This window comes from Phyllobacterium zundukense (assembly GCF_025452195.1).
Lineage (GTDB): Bacteria > Pseudomonadota > Alphaproteobacteria > Rhizobiales > Rhizobiaceae > Phyllobacterium > Phyllobacterium zundukense_A.
The window spans coordinates 193370-212711 of the sequence record NZ_CP104973.1; the positions used below are offsets into that span (position 1 = coordinate 193370).

The 19342-nt window shown below is 56.2% G+C and carries 23 protein-coding genes; 8 read left to right on the plus strand and 15 right to left on the minus strand.

From position 1 onward, the window contains the following. Positions 1–65 precede the first annotated feature (65 nt). Positions 66–473: a winged helix-turn-helix transcriptional regulator gene (locus N8E88_RS13320; protein ID WP_262294082.1), complete on the minus strand. Its 408-nt coding sequence runs from the start codon at positions 471–473 to the stop codon at positions 66–68. Between the two features lie 91 nt (positions 474–564). On the opposite strand from N8E88_RS13320, the gene N8E88_RS13325 reads away from it, so the two are divergent. Next, positions 565–1125 carry an NADPH-dependent FMN reductase gene (locus N8E88_RS13325; protein ID WP_262294083.1) on the plus strand — a complete coding sequence of 187 codons (561 nt, stop codon included), beginning with the start codon at positions 565–567 and terminating at the stop codon, positions 1123–1125. A gap of 30 nt (positions 1126–1155) precedes the next feature. On the opposite strand, the gene N8E88_RS13330 is transcribed toward N8E88_RS13325, so the two are convergent. Then, positions 1156–1512 carry a VOC family protein gene (locus N8E88_RS13330; protein ID WP_262294084.1) on the minus strand — a complete coding sequence of 119 codons (357 nt, stop codon included), beginning with the start codon at positions 1510–1512 and terminating at the stop codon, positions 1156–1158. Between the two features lie 8 nt (positions 1513–1520). Further along, a complete protein-coding gene (locus N8E88_RS13335; RefSeq protein WP_262294085.1) occupies positions 1521–1931 on the minus strand; it encodes an SRPBCC family protein in 411 nt (136 codons plus the stop codon). A 137-nt stretch (positions 1932–2068) separates the two neighbouring features. Between N8E88_RS13335 and fumC the strand changes: the two genes are divergently transcribed. Together fumC and N8E88_RS13345 are read left to right on the plus strand one after the other, a co-directional pair. Continuing rightward, positions 2069–3460 (plus strand): class II fumarate hydratase, encoded by a 1392-nt coding sequence (fumC, locus tag N8E88_RS13340; RefSeq protein WP_262294086.1) that lies wholly within the window; start codon positions 2069–2071, stop codon positions 3458–3460. A gap of 107 nt (positions 3461–3567) precedes the next feature. After that, entirely contained in the window at positions 3568–3954 is a 387-nt protein-coding gene (locus tag N8E88_RS13345) for a DoxX family protein (RefSeq protein WP_262294087.1), read from the plus strand. Between the two features lie 64 nt (positions 3955–4018). Here the strand turns inward: N8E88_RS13345 and msrA are convergent, their stop codons facing one another. The 6 genes from msrA to N8E88_RS13375 all read right to left on the minus strand — a co-directional run bounded on the left by msrA (position 4019) and on the right by N8E88_RS13375 (position 9436). Beyond that, positions 4019–4708: a peptide-methionine (S)-S-oxide reductase MsrA gene (gene msrA, locus N8E88_RS13350; protein ID WP_262294088.1), complete on the minus strand. Its 690-nt coding sequence runs from the start codon at positions 4706–4708 to the stop codon at positions 4019–4021. 17 nt (positions 4709–4725) lie between these two features. Continuing rightward, positions 4726–5220 carry a peptide-methionine (R)-S-oxide reductase MsrB gene (gene msrB / locus N8E88_RS13355; protein ID WP_262294089.1) on the minus strand — a complete coding sequence of 165 codons (495 nt, stop codon included), beginning with the start codon at positions 5218–5220 and terminating at the stop codon, positions 4726–4728. 114 nt (positions 5221–5334) lie between these two features. Next, positions 5335–6033: an ATP phosphoribosyltransferase gene (gene hisG / locus N8E88_RS13360; protein WP_262294090.1), complete on the minus strand. Its 699-nt coding sequence runs from the start codon at positions 6031–6033 to the stop codon at positions 5335–5337. Then, the gene (locus N8E88_RS13365) at positions 6030–7160 is read right to left on the minus strand and encodes an ATP phosphoribosyltransferase regulatory subunit (protein ID WP_262294091.1); all 1131 of its coding nucleotides are present in this window, start codon (positions 7158–7160) and stop codon (positions 6030–6032) included. Before N8E88_RS13365 ends, hisG begins: the two co-directional genes overlap by 4 nt. 6 nt (positions 7161–7166) lie before the next feature. Beyond that, positions 7167–8681 (minus strand): histidine--tRNA ligase, encoded by a 1515-nt coding sequence (hisS, locus tag N8E88_RS13370; protein ID WP_262294092.1) that lies wholly within the window; start codon positions 8679–8681, stop codon positions 7167–7169. A 98-nt stretch (positions 8682–8779) separates the two neighbouring features. Further along, entirely contained in the window at positions 8780–9436 is a 657-nt protein-coding gene (locus tag N8E88_RS13375) for a DNA-3-methyladenine glycosylase I (protein WP_262294093.1), read from the minus strand. A gap of 187 nt (positions 9437–9623) precedes the next feature. On the opposite strand from N8E88_RS13375, the gene N8E88_RS13380 reads away from it, so the two are divergent. Beyond that, complete coding sequence (locus tag N8E88_RS13380; RefSeq protein ID WP_262294094.1) at positions 9624–10412, plus strand: L,D-transpeptidase; 789 nt, start codon at positions 9624–9626, stop codon at positions 10410–10412. Positions 10413–10487: 75 nt separating this feature from the next. On the opposite strand, the gene glcF is transcribed toward N8E88_RS13380, so the two are convergent. The 3 genes from glcF to N8E88_RS13395 are packed head-to-tail and all read right to left on the minus strand — an operon-like array spanning position 10488 to position 14530. Next, positions 10488–11819 carry a glycolate oxidase subunit GlcF gene (gene glcF, locus N8E88_RS13385; RefSeq protein ID WP_262294095.1) on the minus strand — a complete coding sequence of 444 codons (1332 nt, stop codon included), beginning with the start codon at positions 11817–11819 and terminating at the stop codon, positions 10488–10490. Between the two features lie 2 nt (positions 11820–11821). Continuing rightward, the gene (gene glcE, locus N8E88_RS13390) at positions 11822–13033 is read right to left on the minus strand and encodes a glycolate oxidase subunit GlcE (protein WP_262294096.1); all 1212 of its coding nucleotides are present in this window, start codon (positions 13031–13033) and stop codon (positions 11822–11824) included. Continuing rightward, positions 13034–14530 (minus strand): FAD-linked oxidase C-terminal domain-containing protein, encoded by a 1497-nt coding sequence (locus N8E88_RS13395; RefSeq protein ID WP_262294097.1) that lies wholly within the window; start codon positions 14528–14530, stop codon positions 13034–13036. It lies immediately after the preceding gene. Between the two features lie 98 nt (positions 14531–14628). Between N8E88_RS13395 and N8E88_RS13400 the strand changes: the two genes are divergently transcribed. Beyond that, the gene (locus tag N8E88_RS13400; protein WP_262294098.1) at positions 14629–15363 is read left to right on the plus strand and encodes a metallophosphoesterase; all 735 of its coding nucleotides are present in this window, start codon (positions 14629–14631) and stop codon (positions 15361–15363) included. Between the two features lie 9 nt (positions 15364–15372). On the opposite strand, the gene N8E88_RS13405 is transcribed toward N8E88_RS13400, so the two are convergent. Then, a complete protein-coding gene (locus N8E88_RS13405; RefSeq protein WP_262294099.1) occupies positions 15373–15513 on the minus strand; it encodes a hypothetical protein in 141 nt (46 codons plus the stop codon). Positions 15514–15691: 178 nt separating this feature from the next. Then, a complete protein-coding gene (locus N8E88_RS13410) occupies positions 15692–16390 on the minus strand; it encodes a type 1 glutamine amidotransferase (RefSeq protein ID WP_262294100.1) in 699 nt (232 codons plus the stop codon). A 72-nt stretch (positions 16391–16462) separates the two neighbouring features. Here N8E88_RS13410 and N8E88_RS13415 point away from each other — a divergent pair, with 72 nt between their 5' ends. Next, positions 16463–17077 carry a hypothetical protein gene (locus tag N8E88_RS13415; protein WP_262294101.1) on the plus strand — a complete coding sequence of 205 codons (615 nt, stop codon included), beginning with the start codon at positions 16463–16465 and terminating at the stop codon, positions 17075–17077. On the opposite strand, the gene N8E88_RS13420 is transcribed toward N8E88_RS13415, so the two are convergent. Beyond that, positions 17067–17966 (minus strand): DMT family transporter, encoded by a 900-nt coding sequence (locus N8E88_RS13420; protein ID WP_262294102.1) that lies wholly within the window; start codon positions 17964–17966, stop codon positions 17067–17069. The genes N8E88_RS13415 and N8E88_RS13420 overlap by 11 nt on opposite strands. A 131-nt stretch (positions 17967–18097) precedes the next feature. Here N8E88_RS13420 and N8E88_RS13425 point away from each other — a divergent pair, with 131 nt between their 5' ends. After that, positions 18098–18535: an Lrp/AsnC family transcriptional regulator gene (locus tag N8E88_RS13425; protein WP_262294103.1), complete on the plus strand. Its 438-nt coding sequence runs from the start codon at positions 18098–18100 to the stop codon at positions 18533–18535. A 20-nt stretch (positions 18536–18555) separates the two neighbouring features. Then, a complete protein-coding gene (locus tag N8E88_RS13430; protein ID WP_262294104.1) occupies positions 18556–19290 on the plus strand; it encodes a 16S rRNA (uracil(1498)-N(3))-methyltransferase in 735 nt (244 codons plus the stop codon). The last annotated feature ends 52 nt before the right edge of the window (positions 19291–19342 follow it).

Consider the following 19342-nt stretch of genomic DNA (forward strand, 5'->3'; position numbering starts at 1 on the left):
TTTCGACCCGCCTTTTTTTGTTATTTAGACCGCTGAAAGTCTTGCGACGGGCGTTGTATGATTCTTTATTCTGCCGCGTCAGCGAATCTTCGCTGTACCTGGGCGTCCCCGTGGGCTGCATCGAAACGGGCCCGGGCCTCGCTGACACGTTGCTCGTTCTTGATCGCCCAGTCTCCAAGCCCTCGCACGGGAACGAGCAGATCGCGACCCAAGTCAGTCAGCTCGTAATCCACACGTGGGGGAATGGTTGGGTAGACCGTTCGTGTAACGAAACCGTCGCGCTCGAGGCTCCGTAGTGTGCTCGTCAGCATCTTTTGCGAGATACCGTTGATCGCCCGCTTCAACTCGTTGAATCGCATTGAGCGATTGCCAAGATAACTGACAACCAGGACCGTCCATTTGTCGCCGACGCGCGCCAGAATGTGATGAACCGCGCTGCAGGCAGAGGTAACTTCAAAGTGATCTGGTTTCAAAAAAGTGCCTCCTTGCGGTCGTTTCGAACAGTCACTTATATAGCGCGGGTCACAAATAGTTACCATCCCAAGACACAAAGGATTTCTCAATATGGCTAAAGCAAAAATCGGCATCATCATTGGCAGCACACGGATCGGCCGTTTCGCCGAATTTCCGGCCAAGTGGATCGCCGAGATAGCCGGAGAACGTGACGATATCGAAGTCGAAATCCTCGATTTGCTCGATTATCCTATGCATTTCTTCGGCGAAGAGCGCACGTCGACCGCCCAAACCGAGACGGCAGAGCGCTGGAAAAAGAAACTGCGTGAGTTCGACGGTTTTGTTGTCACCGTTGCGGAATACAACCACGGCCCGACTGCAGTTCTGAAGAATGCTATCGATCTTGGTGAGTTCATTCACAAGCCGGTTGGATTTGTCGGCTATGGCGGCGTTGGCGGTGCCCGCGCAATCGAGCATCTTCGACTGGTTTTTGTGGAAATGAGTGCCGCATCAGTCAAGACCGGCATCCACATCTCCTTCCCCGAATATCTCACTGTGGTCAAAGGCGAGAAGAAGCTTGCCGACTATGAACATCTCAATGAAGCAGCCAACAACCAGCTCAACCAGCTTGTCCTGTGGGCAAACGCTCTAAAAACAGCCCGTGCTGCTTGATAATTGAAGAGCGGCCGCGCAAGCGGCCGCTCACCTGTCAGACCAGACCGCCAATTCGTAACCCTCCGGATCGGTGAAATGAAAGCGGCGCCCACCGGGGAAATTGAAGATCGGTTTGACGATCTTGCCTCCCGCCTTTTCAACCCGCCTCAATGTATCCGCAAGATCGTCGGCGAAGAGGATCACCAGCGGACCGCTACCCTGTTTGACGTCGCCGGCGTTCGCAAATCCGCCTTTGAGATTACCATCGGAAAACTCGCAGTAATCGGCACCGTAGTCGGTGAACGTCCAGCCGAACGTATTGCCATAGAAGCTGCGAGCCCGCGCAATATCCTTCACGTTGAATTCGATATAGTCGATACGCTGGTCCTTACCTGAACTGGCCATTTTTCACCTCACTCTATAAGTTGTGCTTCGAGCACGTCCTTGAGTTTTTGCAGATCACGCATCACCCAGGCTGCGTCTGCAGTGAATTTTTCGTCGTCCATTCCCGGCAGCCGGAATAAAGTGAATGTTACTTCCGAATTGTCTCCATTGGCGACAACCCGCAATGGAATATAAACCTCCTCACCAGTTTCGGTGATGACCCAGTGATCGAGAACGCCGAGCTTGTTTGGCGGTGCAAAACGTAGCCTGAGCTTACCGGCAGGACTGTCCACCAGCCATTCGTCGCCCGACCTTTGCAAGGCAGACGTTAGTCCGGAGGCCCATTCTGGCAGGTTTTCCGGGATGCTTGCGTAGTCATAGACGTCGCGCCAAGATCGCTGAATGGAAATTTGAAGGGTTCGCGCTTCATGCGTCGCCATGCCCTGTCCTCCCTGCATGCTCTAATCGATTTTAACTTAGCATGGCATCGTTTTCCGGCCAACATTTGCCGCTCGAACCTTGCCTCCCGTCGAGCTTCGCAGTAGTGATCTGCCAACTCCCATCAGGAAAAGTGCAGATGAGCTCTACGCGTACCGAAACAGATACTTTTGGCCCGATCGAAGTTGCCTCGGACAAATATTGGGGCGCACAAACCGAACGTTCACTGCACAATTTCAAAATCGGCGGCGAAAGAATGCCGATCCCGCTTGTACGTGCTCTCGGTATAGCAAAGCGCGCCGCCGCCGAAACCAACATGGCACTTGGCAAGCTCGACGAAGTGATCGGCCGTGCCATCACCGTCGCTGCCGAAGAAGTCATCGAGGGCAAGCTGGACGACCATTTCCCGCTCGTCGTCTGGCAGACGGGATCAGGTACGCAGTCAAACATGAATGCCAATGAGGTGATCTCCAATCGCGCTATCGAGATGCTGGGTGGAACAAAGGGCTCGAAAAAGCCGGTTCATCCCAATGATCACGTCAATATGAGCCAATCGTCGAACGATACATTTCCGACGGCAATTCACATTGCCACAGCAGTGGAAGCGACAGAGCGTCTCTTTCCAGCACTGAACCATTTGACGGAAGCGCTGGCCAAGAAAGAAGAGGCCTTTACAGACATAATCAAGATTGGTCGCACACACACACAGGATGCAACGCCAGTCACGCTTGGCCAGGAATTCTCCGGCTACAGGGCTGCGCTGGAATTTGGGCGGAAGCGGATCGAACAAAGTCTCGCTGATATCTTCCTTTTGGCGCAGGGTGGTACGGCAGTCGGTACAGGCCTCAATGCGCCAATTGGCTTCGATACCGGATTTGCCGAGGCAGTGTCAGATATTACCGGCCTTCCCTTCAAGACGGCGCCAAACAAGTTCGAGGCACTGGCCAGTCACGGTGCACTCACAAACTTCCACGGCAGCCTCAATGCGCTTGCCACCGATCTGTTCAAGATTGCCAATGACATCCGCTTTCTCGGCTCTGGTCCTCGCTCCGGTCTCGGTGAGTTGAAACTGCCGGAAAACGAACCGGGCTCATCAATCATGCCTGGCAAGGTCAATCCGACCCAAGCCGAAGCACTGACCATGGTGGCCACACAGGTGTTCGGCAACAACGCTACTGTGACCGTCGCAGCCAGCCAGGGTCATTTCGAACTCAATGTATTCAAGCCTGTGGTTGCACTGAACGTGCTTCAGTCGATCCGCATTCTCTCCGATGCGATGATCTCCTTTGCCGATAATTGCGTCGACGGTATTGAGGCGGATGAAGTCCGTATCAAGGACCTGCTTGAGCGTTCATTGATGCTTGTCACGGCCTTGGCCCCGGCTATCGGCTATGACAATGCAGCGAAGATCGCCAAGACCGCTCACAAGAACGGCACGACCTTGCGCGAGGAAGCTCTCGCCAGCGGTCACGTCTCGGCCGAAGACTATGATCGCCTCGTGCGCCCGGAACGAATGATCGCGCCGGAATAAGGTTGGAAAACCAATCTACTGTGAACAATCTGTAGAGAAAATAATGGCTTTGTTTGACAATCGGATTTAGCTATTGGGGGGCAACGCCAAACCCGGAGAGATTTCTTATGTCTAACAATGCCCTAGTTACACTGATCAGTCGTATTCTACTTTCGATTCTGTTCATTCCCGCCGGCTTCGGCAAGCTGACCGCTATTGCGGGCACTGCGGGATATTTCGCCGCCAAGGGCCTGCCGCTGCCCACAGTCACTGCCGTCATCGTCGGTCTGGTCGAGTTGTTGGGCGGACTTGCCGTACTCGTCGGCTTTCAGACACGCTATGCTGCAATCCTGCTTGGCCTTTTTACCATTGCCGCAGCATTTGTCGGGCACCTCGTGCCCTGGGACCAAGCGAACCAGATCAACTTCTTCAAGAACCTTGCCATAGCCGGTGGCTTTTTCATTCTCGCCCAGTACGGTGCAGGCGCTCTTTCGGTAGACGCCAAACGCGGCTGACCGCATTTGACCGAATGTAAAAAGGCCGCTCCGTGCGGCCTTTTTCTATAAGAGGAACAAGGGTTTAATTCGAAGCTTTCGCTTCGCTGACCAATACCGGCTTGTCCCGATAGTCCTGGGGGAATAACTTGCTCAGGTTTTCAATTTTTGGCAGATCGTAGTACGCGATATAGGGCTGTGTCGGATTGATCGTGGCGTAGTCCTGATGATAGGCCTCGGCTGGATAAAACTTTTCGAGCGACGAGACTTTGGTAACGATCGGATCGGAATAGACCTTCGCCTTATCAAGCTGGGCAATGTAAGCCTTGGCCACCTTTTCCTGATCGGCACTGGTTGTGAAAATCGCCGAGCGATACTGCGTCCCCGAATCCGGACCCTGACGATTGAGTTCCGTCGGATTGTGAACCACCGAGAAATAGACCTGCAGGATTTTGCCAAGGCTGACAGCCTTCGGGTTAAAAGTTACCTCGACGGATTCAGCATGCCCAGTGTCGCCGCCGCTGACAATCTCATAGCTCGCCGTTTCCTTCTTGCCACCGGAGTAGCCAGAGACGGCGCTGGTTACGCCCTTCATGTGCTGGTAAACGCCTTGGACGCCCCAGAAGCAGCCGCCGGCGAGGACGACTGTTTCAGAATTGGCCGAGGATTTCTGGTCAAGCGAAGGTGGTGGCACCATGGTGACCGTTTCGCTGGCAACGGCGTAGCCGGGAGACAACAAGATGGTTGCGGCAAGCAGTAGTTGACGAAGTTTCATGGGAATGTCCTTTGAGCTCAGGCGGCTGCCGGTTTGAAGTTCAGGGCGACACCGTTCATGCAGTAGCGCAGACCGGTCGGTTTCGGACCGTCGTCGAAAACATGGCCAAGATGACCGCCGCAACGGTGGCATTCGACCGCCGTTCGCGACATGCCGAATGAACTGTCCGTTTTTTCGATGACCGAGCCCTTGATGGGCAACCAGAAGCTTGGCCAACCGGTACCACTTTCGAATTTCGTGTCTGAATCAAAGAGCGGCAGATCACAGCCAGCGCAGGTAAATGTGCCCTTGCGCTTTTCATGATTGAGCGGGCTCGTGAACGGTCTCTCAGTCCCCTCCTCGCGCAGCACGTAGTATTGCTCGGCGGTGAGCAGCTTCTTCCATTCCGCGCTCGTGTGCTCGACTTCGAACGTGCCCGCCGCGTGGGCTGTCGGTGTCGCGGAAAAACGCGCCGCCACGAACGCACCAAGCCCTGCTATAGCACCGCCAAAAAGCGTTCGACGTGTCATCATGGCTGAACTCCCTGTGCCAATGTACCGATAATAACCGGTTTCTGCAGGGAGATACGTAAGGACGGCCGGAAAGGTTACACAACCAGCCTGGAATCACGGAGAGTTGATGAAAAATCAACCTTTGCTCAAAGCGGTCTTGATGCGCCGCGACAGTTTTTCGACTGCGCTAGCCTCGGCTGTACCACGTGACGAAACCAGACAGGCTTCCGATTGGAGGATTGTTCCGTCGTCAAGAACCCTTAGATGATTGGCTTGCAGCGTCGAACCCGTCGAGGTGATGTCGACGATGATATCAGCCGAACCCGAAGCCGGGGCGCCCTCGGTGGCGCCAAGACTCTCGACGATGCGATAGACCTGAATGCCGTGCATTTGCGAAAAGAACTGCTGCGTGAGACGCCAATATTTGGTGGCGATGCGCAGACGCCGGCCATGGCGCTGGCGGAAATCGGCAGCGACGTCATCTAGATCGGCCATGCTGGATACGTCGTACCAGACCTCCGGTACCGCGACCACCACGTCCGCTTGGCCGAAACCGAGTCGGGCCTCGATCTGAACACGCTCATCGGCCGATGACAAAGTCTCGCGGATCAGATCTTCCCCCGTGATGCCCAGATCAACACTGCCGTAGCCAAGCTCGCGTGCGATTTCCGAGGCAGAGAGAAACAGGATATCGATCTGGTTTTCGCCTTTGACCCGCGCCCGGTAGTTGCGTTGATCGTTGGGCAGGATCACGCTGAGACCGGCGCTTTCAAGCACACCAAGCGCCTGATCCTTGAGACGGCCTTTGGATGGAAGGGCCAAGGTAAGTGTCATTTTGCCTCTCCCGCGATCTGTTCAAGCCTGTCGAGCCAGATCGAGAATCCGACGCCTGGAACGGAGCCAACGGCTCCGAGCATCGTCAGCAACCGGTCATAACGGCCGCCGCCGACGATTGCGCCGAGGTCAATATTGTTCAGAGCGCGCGTTTCATAGACGAGACCGGTATAGTAATCGAGCGGGCGCCCGAAGGCGGCGTCATAGATAATCGTCTCATCTCCGATACCCGCTTCGACGACCGAGACCGCCCGCGCCTCGAATTGTTCCAGCGCAGGTCCAAGATCGAACTCGTTGGAGCGCGCGAATTTGAGCAATTCACCGGCGGCAGATCCCAGTGGCACACGGATCGCAAGAAAGCTCTCCAAAGCAGAGAAGGCCTTGGCGGGCAGCCGTACCGAAGCAAGCGCTGCCTTTTCGATCAAGCGGCGCGCGATTTCGACAGGTGCGCGACCTGCGGCCGGCGAAATACCAGCAACCCGCATATCCTGTTCGAGCGCAATGGCCAGTCCGGCTTCATCGCCTTTTTCGACCAGTGCCGTGAGATGATCTGGTAGCGTATCGCTTTGCCGGTCCGACGAAAGGTCCTTGAGCAAACCCTTCAATTGACCGGGATTGCCAAAGGCGCGCGCAAGCTTCTTTTGCCAGCCACGCGGCAGACCAAGTGCTGCCAGCACCGCCTCGAAAATAGCCTGGTCACCGAGCAGGGTTTCGAGTTGCGCATCAGGCGCAACAAGGCGGATCGCGGCAATAGCATCGGCCAGCGAACGCGCATCGGCACGAGCGCGGTTGGCATCGCCAAGATCCTCGATGCCGGCCTGGAAAAACTCGTTACCCCCCTCACGGTGCTGGCGGAACACCTCGCCCAGATAGGCATAGCGTTTTGGCGTCGCGGCGTTGCGTTCGATATGATTGCGGCAAACGGGAATCGTAAATTCCGGGCGAAGGCACAGGCTCTCGCCGTTTTCGTTTTCGGTCAGAAAGATGCGGCGGCGCAGGTCTTCGCCCGCCATGTCAAGGAACTGATCGGCAGGCTGTATAACAGGAATATCAACGAGTTCCGCATCCCGGCTCGAAATCAACGCGGCGAGTTCACCGGAAAAAGCTGGGGCTCTGGAGGCGACCATCCGAATTCAGACGGCCTTCGCCGCGTTGGCGCGATCTTCCGCCTGCGCTTCAAGAATTTTGCGCACCTCGGTGACCAGATCGCCTTCCTTGGCCGTGATCTGTGCCGGACGGCCTTCACGCCAGGTGACATTGTCCTCGATCTCCGCTGAAAGACGCGCGCCCTCGATCAGGTCCTTGATCTGCACTTCGCCGTTGTCACGCTCCTGCGATCCCTGAATGATCACGCAAGGTGCACCGCGGCGATCGGCATATTTCATCTGCGGCTTCATGCCGGACCCGCCGAGATACATTTCCGCCCGGATGCCGGCCTGGCGTAGGTCCGAAACCATTTTCTGGTAGCGGCCAAGACTAGCCGTATCCCTGTCCATGACGAGCACCACGACCGGGCCGATATTGTCGGAGGTATCGAGCTTGCCAAGATTTCTTAAAGCAGTCATGAGGCGCGAAACGCCGATAGAGATGCCGGTTGCGGGGACTGGCTCGCTGCGGAAGCGTGACACTAGGCCATCATAACGGCCACCGCCGCCAACGGAGCCGAAAACGACCTTTTCGCCTTTTTCGTTGGTGACGTCGAAAAGCAATTCGGCTTCGAAGACGGGCCCGGTGTAATATTCCAGACCGCGCACGACGGAGGGATCAATCTTGACACGGCCTTCATAGCCCGCCGCCGAGCAAAGCGCCTCAATTGTTGTAAGTTCTACAACCCCCTCTACGCCCTTGTCATTGCCGCTGACGACACGTTCAAGGTTGGCAATCGTCTCGCCGCCAGTGGCGCCACCCGCGGATGTGAAATCGATCACCTTAGCGATAGCAGCCTCGTCTAGACCAGCGCCCTTGGTGTAGTCACCGCTCTCATCGAGACGGCCCTTGCCCAGCAATTCGCGTACGCCATCGGGACCGAATTTGTCCAGCTTGTCGATGGCGCGCAATACGACCAGGCGTTTGCCACCGTTCTCGTCGCCGTCCAGGCCGATCGCGTCGAGCACGCCGTCCAAAACTTTGCGGTTGTTGACCCGGATGACATAGTCACCGCGCTTGATGCCCAACGCTTCCATGACATCAGCCATCATCATGCACATTTCCGCATCCGCCGAAACGGATGGTGCGCCGACCGTATCGGCATCGAACTGCATGAACTGGCGGAAGCGGCCAGGACCAGGCTTCTCGTTGCGAAACACCCAGCCCGCGCGGTAGCTGCGGTAGGGTTTGGGAATGCTCTCGAAATTCTCGGCAACGTAGCGAGCCAGCGGTGCGGTCAGGTCATAGCGTAGCGACAGCCACTGCTCATCATCGTCCTGGAAGGAAAACACACCTTCGTTGGGACGATCCTGATCCGGCAGGAACTTGCCCAGCGCGTCGGTGTATTCAATGAGCGGTGTTTCGACTGGCTCGAAACCATAGAGTTCGTAGACCTTGCGAATTTCCGCCATCATCTTTTCGGCAGCGCGCAGATCCTCCGGCACACGATCCACGAATCCTCGTGGCAGCCGTGCCTTAACTCTATCTGCTTTCGTTGCCATGATGAAAACCTTGAAATGTCTTGATTGCTGAAGCGGGTTTGCTCTAGCCGATCAGTGCATCAAGGGCAAGGATTGATGAAGCCGCAGCGATTTGAGAACTACGGAGTTAAAGCGGGCCGTTTGAAACCTTTACGCAGCTTTTCTATTTCCTGACGGCATCTGCAGCCCTCTATATGATCGTTGACGAGGCCCATGGCTTGCATATGCGCATACATCGTCGTCGGGCCGACGAAACTCCAGCCACGCTTCTTCAGATCCTTGGACAACCGGATCGAAGTCGGCGAGGTGGGGTTTGCAACAAGCGTCGGATAGTCGACCACCTTGGGGCGCTCATCTGCCGGAGGCTCGAAGGTCCAGAAATAGGCAGCAAGCGATCCCGTCTCTTTGACGAGTTCAATCGCGCGATTGGCATTGTTGATTGCAGAGTTGATCTTGCCGCGATGGCGGATAATTCCTGCATTGGCGAGCAGCCGGTCGACATCCTTCTCACCATAGCGAGCGATACGGCGATAGTCGAAGCCGTCGAACGCCTCGCGAAAATTCTCGCGTTTGCGCAATATGGTCAGCCAGGAAAGGCCCGACTGGAAGCCTTCGAGGCATATTTTCTCGAACAGGCGCGTATCATCCGTAACCGGCCTGCCCCATTCGTGGTCGTGATAGTGAACATATTCAGGAAGAGTGCCCGGCCAGAAGCAACGGGTGACGCCGTCCTCGCCTGTCATCAGACCGGTCTTGACCGGGATATCATCTTGCATAGTGCCTACCCTTCGAATGTTTCACTGGACGTTAACCAGTTCTGAAAACCAGCTGGTAACCACACCAAATAGTTTCGACAAAAAATCGCATTTTATCGATCGCGATTCACTTTTTTCTACCCCGGCGCGGGCAAACTCAACCCGAAAGCTGACAAATCCTGTCAGCAGAGTTTTTGAGAACAATCAGATGAGAACTGCCCTACTGCTTTTGACATCCTGCCTCGTCGTGGCAAGTGTCCCCGGTGCGATAGCCAGCGAGCGTTACGCAACAAGGCCACCTGTGGTCATGAGCCCCGACCTCACCGCGCCCTGGGTCATGCAATTGCGTCAAAGGCCAGTCGGCTCGCCGGTCAATCCTCGCGGCTATGTGGTCTTCAGTGATCCACCGGTACGTGCAGTCAAGCAACGGGACCGCCGCGCGGTTCGCCGAGATGTCGACGCAAATCCGGCCGTTCGTGAAGTTTCGTTTCAACGCCCTGAACAGCCGGCTGCCGACACCCAGCCAAAACGGCGGGGCATGGATCCGAAGTTCCTGCCGCAAACGGTTGCCTATGATGGGCCGGAAAAACCTGGCACCATCGTCATAGATACATCGCAACGGTTTCTGTATCTGGTCGAGGCCAGTGGAACCGCACAACGTTATGGCGTCGGCGTCGGCAAGGAAGGTTTTGGCTGGTCCGGGACCAACGCTATAAGCCGCAAGGCGGAATGGCCCGACTGGAATCCGCCTGCGCAGATGATCGAGCGCGAGCGACTGAAGGGGCGCATCATCCCGGCACACATGGAGGGCGGCGTTGCCAATCCGCTCGGCGCACGTGCGCTCTATCTCGGCTCCACGCTTTACCGCATTCACGGCACCAATGCGCCCTGGACAATTGGGCATTCCGTCTCAAGCGGTTGCATCCGCATGCGCAACGAAGACGTCACCGATCTCTATGAACGGGTGAATGTCGGTACCAAGGTCATTGTGAGATAGACAGTTATGGGGGCCGGCACCGGCGGCGGTGCCGGGAACTGGGCAGGGGTTCGCTTGAATCCCTGCCCTCTTTATTTATTCAGCTGCTTGCAGTGACGAGACTGGTGCTGGCACACCTTCAGGTCGGGGCCCGCCATAAGCCCAGTCTAGCAACTCAACAGTGTGGACGATAGGCAATTTCGAACCGCTGGCAATCTGGGTGATGCACCCGATATTTCCGGTTGCGATGAGGCTGGCGCCGGTCGCTTCAATGTTCTTCACCTTACGATCCCGCAATGTGCGAGCGATCTCCGGCTGCATGATGTTGTAGGTCCCGGCCGAACCGCAGCAAAGGTGCCCTTCGGCCGGATCCTTGACAATGAAGCCTGCTGTCTTCAGCAAGTCCTTGGGTTGGCGTGTGATCTTCTGCCCGTGCTGCATCGAACAAGCGGAATGATAAGCCACGGTCAAGTCCGGAGATTGCTTCGGTGCAGGTAGGGACAGGGTCGCCAGATATTCGGTAATGTCCTTGGCCAAGGCGGAGACTCGGGCAGCCTTGTCCTTGTAGTCGGGATCGAGGCGCAGCATGTAGCCATAGTCCTTGATCGTCGTGCCGCAACCGGAGGCAGTAATCACGATGGCATCAAGGCCACCTGTATCAAGCTCGCGGATCCAGATATCAACATTGCGACGGGCATCCGCAAGTGCCTCTTCTTCGCGGCCCATGTGGTGCACGAGCGAGCCGCAGCACCCTTCACCTTTTGGCACCACGACTTCGATGCCAAGCCGGGTCAAAAGTCGGATTGTCGCCTCATTTATACCGGGTCTCAGCACCGGCTGGGCGCAACCAGTGAGTATAGCAACCCTGCCCTTTTTCGATGTCTCAGGTGTATGCGAACCCGGCTCGGCAAAGCGCGATTTCGCTGGGATAGATTTGGGCGCGAGTTCGAGCATCGCCGCCATTGGTTTCAACGCGGCGATCGATTTGAACAGCGGAGCAAGTGGACGGCCCAGCTTTGCTGCGGTGAGAGCAAGGCGAAAGCGTCCCGGATAAGGCAAGACAAACGCCAAGAGAGCACGCGTCAGCCTGTTCGTCATCGGGCGTTTATAGGTCTTCTCAATATGGGCGCGGGCGTTATCGACCAGATGCATGTAATTCACGCCGGAAGGACAGGTTGTCATGCAGGCAAGGCATGACAGGCAGCGATCGATATGCTTGACAACCTGCTCATCAGCCGCACGGCCGTTTTCCAGCATGTCCTTGATCAAGTAGATGCGCCCGCGCGGACTGTCGAGTTCGTTCCCGAGGGTCACATAAGTCGGGCAAGTCGCGGTGCAGAAGCCACAATGCACACATTTGCGCAGGATCTTCTCGGATTCTTCAACGCCGGGATCCAGCAACTGCTCGGGAGTGAAATTTGTTTGCACGTTTATACTCCCGCGACCATGCGGCCAGGGTTTAGTATTCCGCTCGGGTCGAATTGCTGCTTGAGCCGCTTCGACAACGCTGCCAAGGGCGCAGGTTGCGGCTCGAACACCGGCAATGCCGCGCGCACGCTCGTCGATGCGCGAACGAGAGTTGCATGACCTCCGCCATATTTCCTGATGAGGGCACGTACAGCCTCCGCTTCCGGCTCGCCTTCCATGCGCAACCATACAAGCCCGCCCTGCCAATCATAGAAGGCATCGACGGCGGCGCCCATGCGCAAGGATGCGACGAGTTTGTAAGCCTCCATCGGCACCATCGATACGCGCCATACGGGTTGCTCCGTGCCGTCCACAAAAGGGATGACGTCGCGGATCTCTTGCCAGAGCTTACGCGAAGTATCGCCTGAAAGGTCCACAATCGTACCAGCCGACGCCAACAGACCTTTGAGCATAGTCGCGCGATCGTTGACCGAGGGCGCAAAACCTTCAAGCCGCAGCAACGTCGATGCGCCACCTTTGAGAACGCCGTCGATGACACGTCCGGATACATTGACCGGAAGATGGGCTGCGGAAGCCACCTCGCCGCTCGATCCCATGGCAATCGCCATGGCGCGCGCCGCTTCATCATCGGCAAGACCACGCACTATAAGTGTGGTTTCGGTTTCCGGGGCGGGCAGAACCTTGAAGGTTATTTCAGTGGCGATGCCGAGTGTACCCCACGAATTGGCCATGCCTTTCGATAAATCATAACCGGTCACGTTCTTGACAACCCGGCCGCCAGATTTGAACAGTTCGCCGCGCCCTGAAACGACGCGGACCCCCAGAACATGATCGCGTGCCGAGCCCGATTTCAGACGGCGCGGCCCGCATAGGTTGGTGGCAAGCAGGCCTCCAAAGGTGCCCTGTCCCGCGGCTTGCCCAAGAAGCGGCCCATAGTCCATTGGTTCGAACTGAAACGCCTGGCCGTTCTCGGCAAGCAGCGTCTCGAGCTCGGCGACAGACGTGCCTGCTTTTGCGCTCAGCACAAGTTCGTCCGGGTCGTAGAGCGTCACCCCGGAGTATTCCGACATTGCGATGGTGTGCTCCGTCTGCAATGGACGGCCAAGATTACGCTTGGACCCATGACCGACAACTTCAACCGGCGCATTTTCGGAAAGCGCCCACTGGACAGCCTCGACAATTTCGTCCTCGGTTTTGGGAGTAAATGTGGTCACTCAGAATCTCGGAATTTCTGGGAATGGCACCTGTCCGCGATGCACATGCATGCGGCCAAGTTCGGCACAGCGATGCAATTGCGGAAATACTTTGCCGGGATTGAGGAGGTGCTTGTCATCAAAAGCGCATTTGACCCTGATCTGCTGGTTGAGATCGATTTCATTGAACATTTCCGGCATCAGTTCACGCTTTTCTACACCGACGCCATGCTCTCCCGTCAACACGCCGCCAACTTTGACACAGAGCCGTAGAATATCGGCGCCGAAATCCTCCGCCTTGTGTAGCTCCTCAGGAATATTCGCATCGTAAAGAATGAGCGGATGCAGATTGCCGTCGCCAGCATGGAAGACGTTGGCAACGCGAAGGCCGTATTTTTCCGAAAGTTCGCGCATACCGGCCAACACTTTCGGCAGCTCCTTCCGCGGGATCGTGCCGTCCATACAGAGATAGTCCGGCGAGATGCGCCCAACCGCAGGGAAAGCCGCCTTGCGGCCCGCCCAGAAGGCCATGCGTTCCTCTTCGCTTTGTGAGATCACGCACGTTGAAGCACCGTTTTTGTAAGCAATGGCCTCTACCATGCTGATCAGGTGATCAACCTCTACCACCGGGCCATCGAGTTCGATAATCAGTAGCGCCTCCACATCAAGCGGATAACCGGCATGGACGAAGTCTTCGGCCGCGTGAATCGCCGGACGGTCCATCATTTCCATACCGCCCGGAATGATCCCACCAGCGATGATGTCAGCAACGCATTTGCCAGCTTGCTCACTTGTCGGGAAGCCTACCATCAACGCGCGCGCTGTCGCTGGCTTCTGCAATATACGCACGGTGACTTCAGTGACTACGCCAAGCAACCCCTCCGAGCCGGTCATTAGCCCGAGAAGATCATAACCCTCCGAATCGAGATGCTTGCCGCCAAGCCGGACCACTTCGCCGGTGATCAGCACCATTTCGAGGCCAAGGACGTTATTCGCGGTAAGCCCATATTTGAGGCAATGCACGCCACCTGAGTTTTCGGCAACATTGCCGCCGATCGAGCAGGCAATTTGCGACGAAGGGTCTGGCGCGTAATAGAAGCCCTCGTGTTCGACCGCGTTGGTGATGCCGAGATTGGTTACACCCGGCTGCACGACGGCGACGCGATTGGGATAGTCGATTTCCAATATCTGATTGAAGCGCGACATGACCAGCAATACCGCGTCTTCGAGTGGCAGGGCGCCCCCAGACAGGGACGTTCCAGAGCCACGCGGCACGACCTTTACATTGTTCTCGTGGCAATATTTGAGGACGCGCGAAACCTGCGCCACGGTTTGCGGCAGGACAACCACCAGCGGCAGTTGGCGATAGGCGGTCAGAGCATCCGACTCAAATACCCGCATTGCATTGGTGGCATCGACGACACCCTCGCCCGGAACTATTGCTCGCAGCGCCGTCACGATGTCCGAACGGCGCGACATGGTTGAGTCGTCGGCTTTCGGCATCAGTAGTCCGGACATGAACTTTCCCTTGCTACAGCTATTCCAGCATCTCTCGCTATGACATTATCCGCCTGGACGAGATATCGCACAACTACGACGCGAAAGACAATTGCACAATGAAAACAGTTGATTTCAAACACGCACGGGGACCCGATAGGCTACGTGTTTATGCTATCGGCGATGTGCATGGCCGACTCGATCTTCTGCAAGAAATGCATCGGCGCATTCAGGCGGAGAACGAGAAATCACCTCCTTTCGATTGGGTGATTGTTCATCTTGGCGACTACATCGATCGCGGTCCCGATTCAAAAGGTGTGCTTGATCTTTTGGTCAGCGCACAGAAGAAGACGCACCGAATGCTGGCCATCGCAGGAAATCACGATATCGGCTTTCTGGAGTTTCTGGCGACTGGCGCACCCAATGGAATGTTTGCACACAATGGCGGTCGTCAGACTGCGCTTTCCTATGGCGTTGCCATCGATTTCAACGATCTTGGATCTATAGCGGCCGGACGGAACGCGCTGCTAGATGCGGTTCCCCCGGGGCACATGGAATTTCTTCGCGGCCTGAAGCGCTCGATGATTTTTGGCGACTTTTTCTTTTGCCACGCCGGGATACGTCCGGGCGTCGATCTTGACCATCAAGATCCCGAAGATCTCGTCTGGATCAGGGAGCAATTCCTTGGGGAGCCACGACTCTATCCGAAAGTCATCATCCATGGCCATACACCAGTTACAGACGTGGAAATCAGACCGAACCGCATCAACCTCGATACCGGAGCGGTGTTCAGCGGTCGTCTCAGCGCGATCGCAATCGACGCCGAGAACAAGTTTTTCCTTGAGGCGATGTGAAATCCGCTATCAGCGGAAAGAGGTGCTCACGCCGTAGCCGTCGCTGGAAACCGTAGGGCTGCCGGCATCTACCGAGAACAGACCTGCGCCCATGAACAGGATGGCTGAGAGCATCACGGCAGTTAAAAGTGCAGCACTCTTGGTGGTCATTTCGGGCGTTTCCATCGGTTTCTATCGGTCTGGCTTCATGCCAGTTAACCAGTGTGGCCAATAAAGGACGCAATTATTACCAACTAGTGAATTGGAGACACGCTTCACCTGAATCCCGACATCCCATCGGATTCGGAATTAGGTTGTTGCCAAGTTGCAACGAAATCGCGATGTAGGCCTAAATCAGCGCCACCCAAGCGCGAGCGAGCGCCCGGCCGGCCGCATCTGCTGCAGCGCCGTCACGCTCGAGATAAGTGCCGTAGTTGGCGAGCCAATCGGGATTCAGATTTTTGATCTGGTCATGGAAAACATGTCTCCACTCGTCAACGAGCTTGGTATCGGCCTCGAAATGAAACTGGATGCCATAGACGGCACGGCCGATACGAAATGCCTGGTTCCGGGTCATATGACTTGAAGCGAGGTGTACCGCACCTTCAGGAAGCGTAAAGGTGTCGCTGTGCCAATGAAAGATCGGAAACTTTTGCGGAACAGCAGAAAGAACCGGATCGGACTTCGCTTCAACAGTTCCGGTCACTTCGTGCCAACCGAATTCAGCCGGACGTCCCAGAAGGTTCTCTGCACCGTGGCCGCGCGCGACAAGCTGACTGCCCAGGCAAATTCCAAGGACCGCCTTGTCGGCATCACCGAAACGTTTGGTGAGCCGTGCCAGTTCGGGAAGATAGGGGTGAGTGTCATCGGCAAGGGCATTCTGGTCGCCGCCAAGTATGACCAGCGCATCGTGATCGGAATCGTCGTTTGGCAGGATTTCATCAAGATAGGGCTGACGCAGATCAACTTCAACGCCTGCCTCCTCCAATGCACGTCCAACCTGGCCGAGACCTGTATTCTGATAATTCTGAACGACGAGAACACGCATGCAGCCTGCCTGATGATCGCAATAATAGGAGTTCTCGGATAGCATGCGCGTTAGAGAGTCGGAAGCTGTCAAATGACCTTGCAGAACCGCGTCACACCTTTTGGCGATATTGTTGCTGCGCCATATCGTGGCGCGCTGATGGGAAATCGCGGGATCATCCACGACCCCGCCACGCGTACCTTGCTCAAGCGTCAATGGACGACGCGAGCCTGGATCATCTGCGTCTGCGAATTCAAAGGCGTGCGCCGCGAGGTGATGGCGCGCCGAAGCTGGACCGAGTTGTTCTTTTTTGACGAGGCGACAGCGCTCGCAGCGGGACACCGGCCATGCTTCTATTGCCAGCGGCAACGGGCGAAAGCCTTTCAGGCGGCGTGGGCTGACGGGTATAAAACATCAATCCAGCCTGCACCTGCTATGGACGCCGTCCTGCATAGTGAGCGGCTGGATGCAAAGGGTAGGAAACGGCGACATCCCATCGAAGGTCAAATACAGGATTTGCCGAATGGCACGATGATTGCCAGTGGTGAAGATGCCTATTTTGTAAAAGAAGGGGTGACATATCTTTGGTCTTGGCAGGGGTACGCACCATCCGATCCGCCCAGCCACGATGTTATGCTCCTCACCCCGCCTTCCACCGTCCTGGCATTGAGGGCGGGCTATGACCCGCTCGTTCGCATTAGGCCTTGACACCCAGCGGAACTGATCTGCGGAATGTCCAGCCGAGGCTCGTGCCCGCGGCAGCAAGCAGAATGACAGCGGACCCGGCCAGCTGGCTCGGCTGCAAGGCGTGTCCGAACGCAATATAATCCACCAAGATCGCAGCAATTGGATAGATGAAGGAGAGCGAGCCCGTGATGTGCGTCGGCAGTTTCTGGATTGCGCTATAGAGCAGGATATACATCAGGCCGGTGTGGACTACACCTATCGTGATGAGACTGCTCCATTCGCCCGTGCTCTGCGGCAATTGAGCGAAACTAACGAATGGTGCAAGCATCAGGACGCCAACACAGACCTGAATGAGGGCGATGAGGTGTGATGGAATGCCTTTCAGGCGTTTGGCCACTATGGCGGCGATCGCATAGAGAAAGGCTGCACCGAGCGACAGGGCAATGCCCATCATGTAGTCGGAGCCGTTATAGGCGCCTCTAGGTTTGGCCTGGACGATGAGCAGCATCCCCGCAAAGGCGAAACCCAGCCAGCAAAGCTTGGTAGCAGTGAGTTTTTCCTTGAAAATCAATGCGCCCAGACCAACCAGCATGAACGGTTGGACGTTATACACCGTGGTGGCGATGGCAATGGATGCGCGTGAGTAAGCGGCAAAAAGCAGAACCCAGTTCAACACGATTGCTACTCCGCCAACAACGGCGAGCCCGAAGAGTTTCAGCGAAATGGCGTCACGTCGCAACAATCCGAGTGCCCCGCAGACAGCGAGCAACGTCACAGCACCAATGGCGCAGCGCCAGAACACCACTGACAGGACCGGTTGACCTGAAATCAATACAAACCAGCCGATTGTCCCTGATATGAGCATGGCGGCAGTCATTTCAGCACTGCCCCTCAACACATCTTTATCCATGTCGAACACCTTTTGTTGATTTGCCGAGGGTATGCGCCAAGTGGCGAATTTGATATATGTCGCGAAAGGCAAAACTCGCGCTTTACCTTCTTATTTGAGGCGAAACAAACGAGTGGCCTTAGGAGGAAATTATGCTTGATGATCTTGACCGAACTATCATCGAGATTCTTGTTAATGATGCGCGTATATCGCTAAAGGAGCTTAGCAATCAGGTGGGCCTGTCTTCGCCGAGTGTTTCCGAGCGGTTACGACGTCTTGAAGAGAAAAAAGTGATCCGCGCCTTTACGATCGACATCGATCCCGTCGCTCTCGGCTACAGCCTCTCGGCCATTGTACGCGTCAGGCCATTGCCTGGCATGCTGCACATGGTCGAAAAGCTGATACAGGAAACGCCGGAAATAACTGAATGCGACAAGGTCACAGGTGACGATTGCTTCGTTGGTAAATTACAATTCCGGACGATGGAACAACTCGACACGATACTCGACCGTTTATCGGAAAGGGCAGAGACAAACACTTCTATTGTCAAGTCGTCCCCGGTCAAGCGCCGCCTGCCTCCGCTCAGCTAAATCCAACCTTCGGTTATTCAATGCGCGCAAATTACAAAATGCAGCGGCTCTACGTCACCGCAAATCTTGCTGCCGGGAAGCGCGCAGAGACAGGTCCGGAGGCCGTCAACTATCTGTCCAATGTATTGCGGATGAAGGACGGTGACGAAATCCTCGTCTTCAACGGGCGTGATGGCGAGTGGCGCGCGGCATTGCGATTTGAAAGCAGGAAAAAGCTGTTCCTTGAGCCGCTGGAACAGACTCGCCAACAGCCCGCCGCGCCGGATCTTCTCTATTGCTTCGCACTGTTGAAACAGGGCCGGCTCGACTATCTGGTCCAGAAGGCGGTGGAGATGGGCGCAGGCGTTCTGCAGCCGGTGATTACCCAGCATACGCAAGTTTCCCGCATCGGGACCGAGCGAATCGAGGCCAACGCGATCGAAGCAGCGGAACAATGCGGCGTGCTGGCCATCCCGCAAACGCGTGAACCTGCAAAGCTTGAAAAGCTGCTTGAGGGCTGGGACACTCAGCGTCGTCTCATTTTCTGCGATGAGGGACATGACACACACAATCCCCTGCCTCTGCTGCAATCGCTCCCGCGCGGCCCGCTTGGTGTCCTCATCGGTCCGGAAGGAGGCTTTTCCGACCAGGAACGCGAAACCTTGCGAAAGCTGCCCTTTGTCACCGCTATTCCACTGGGTCCGCGCATCCTGCGGGCAGATACAGCTGCCGTTGTGGCCCTCGCCTTGATTCAGGCGACGATAGGCGATTGGTGAGTTACAAATACTCTTGATGAGACCATAAGCGAAATTTGCTTGCGCTCCTGCG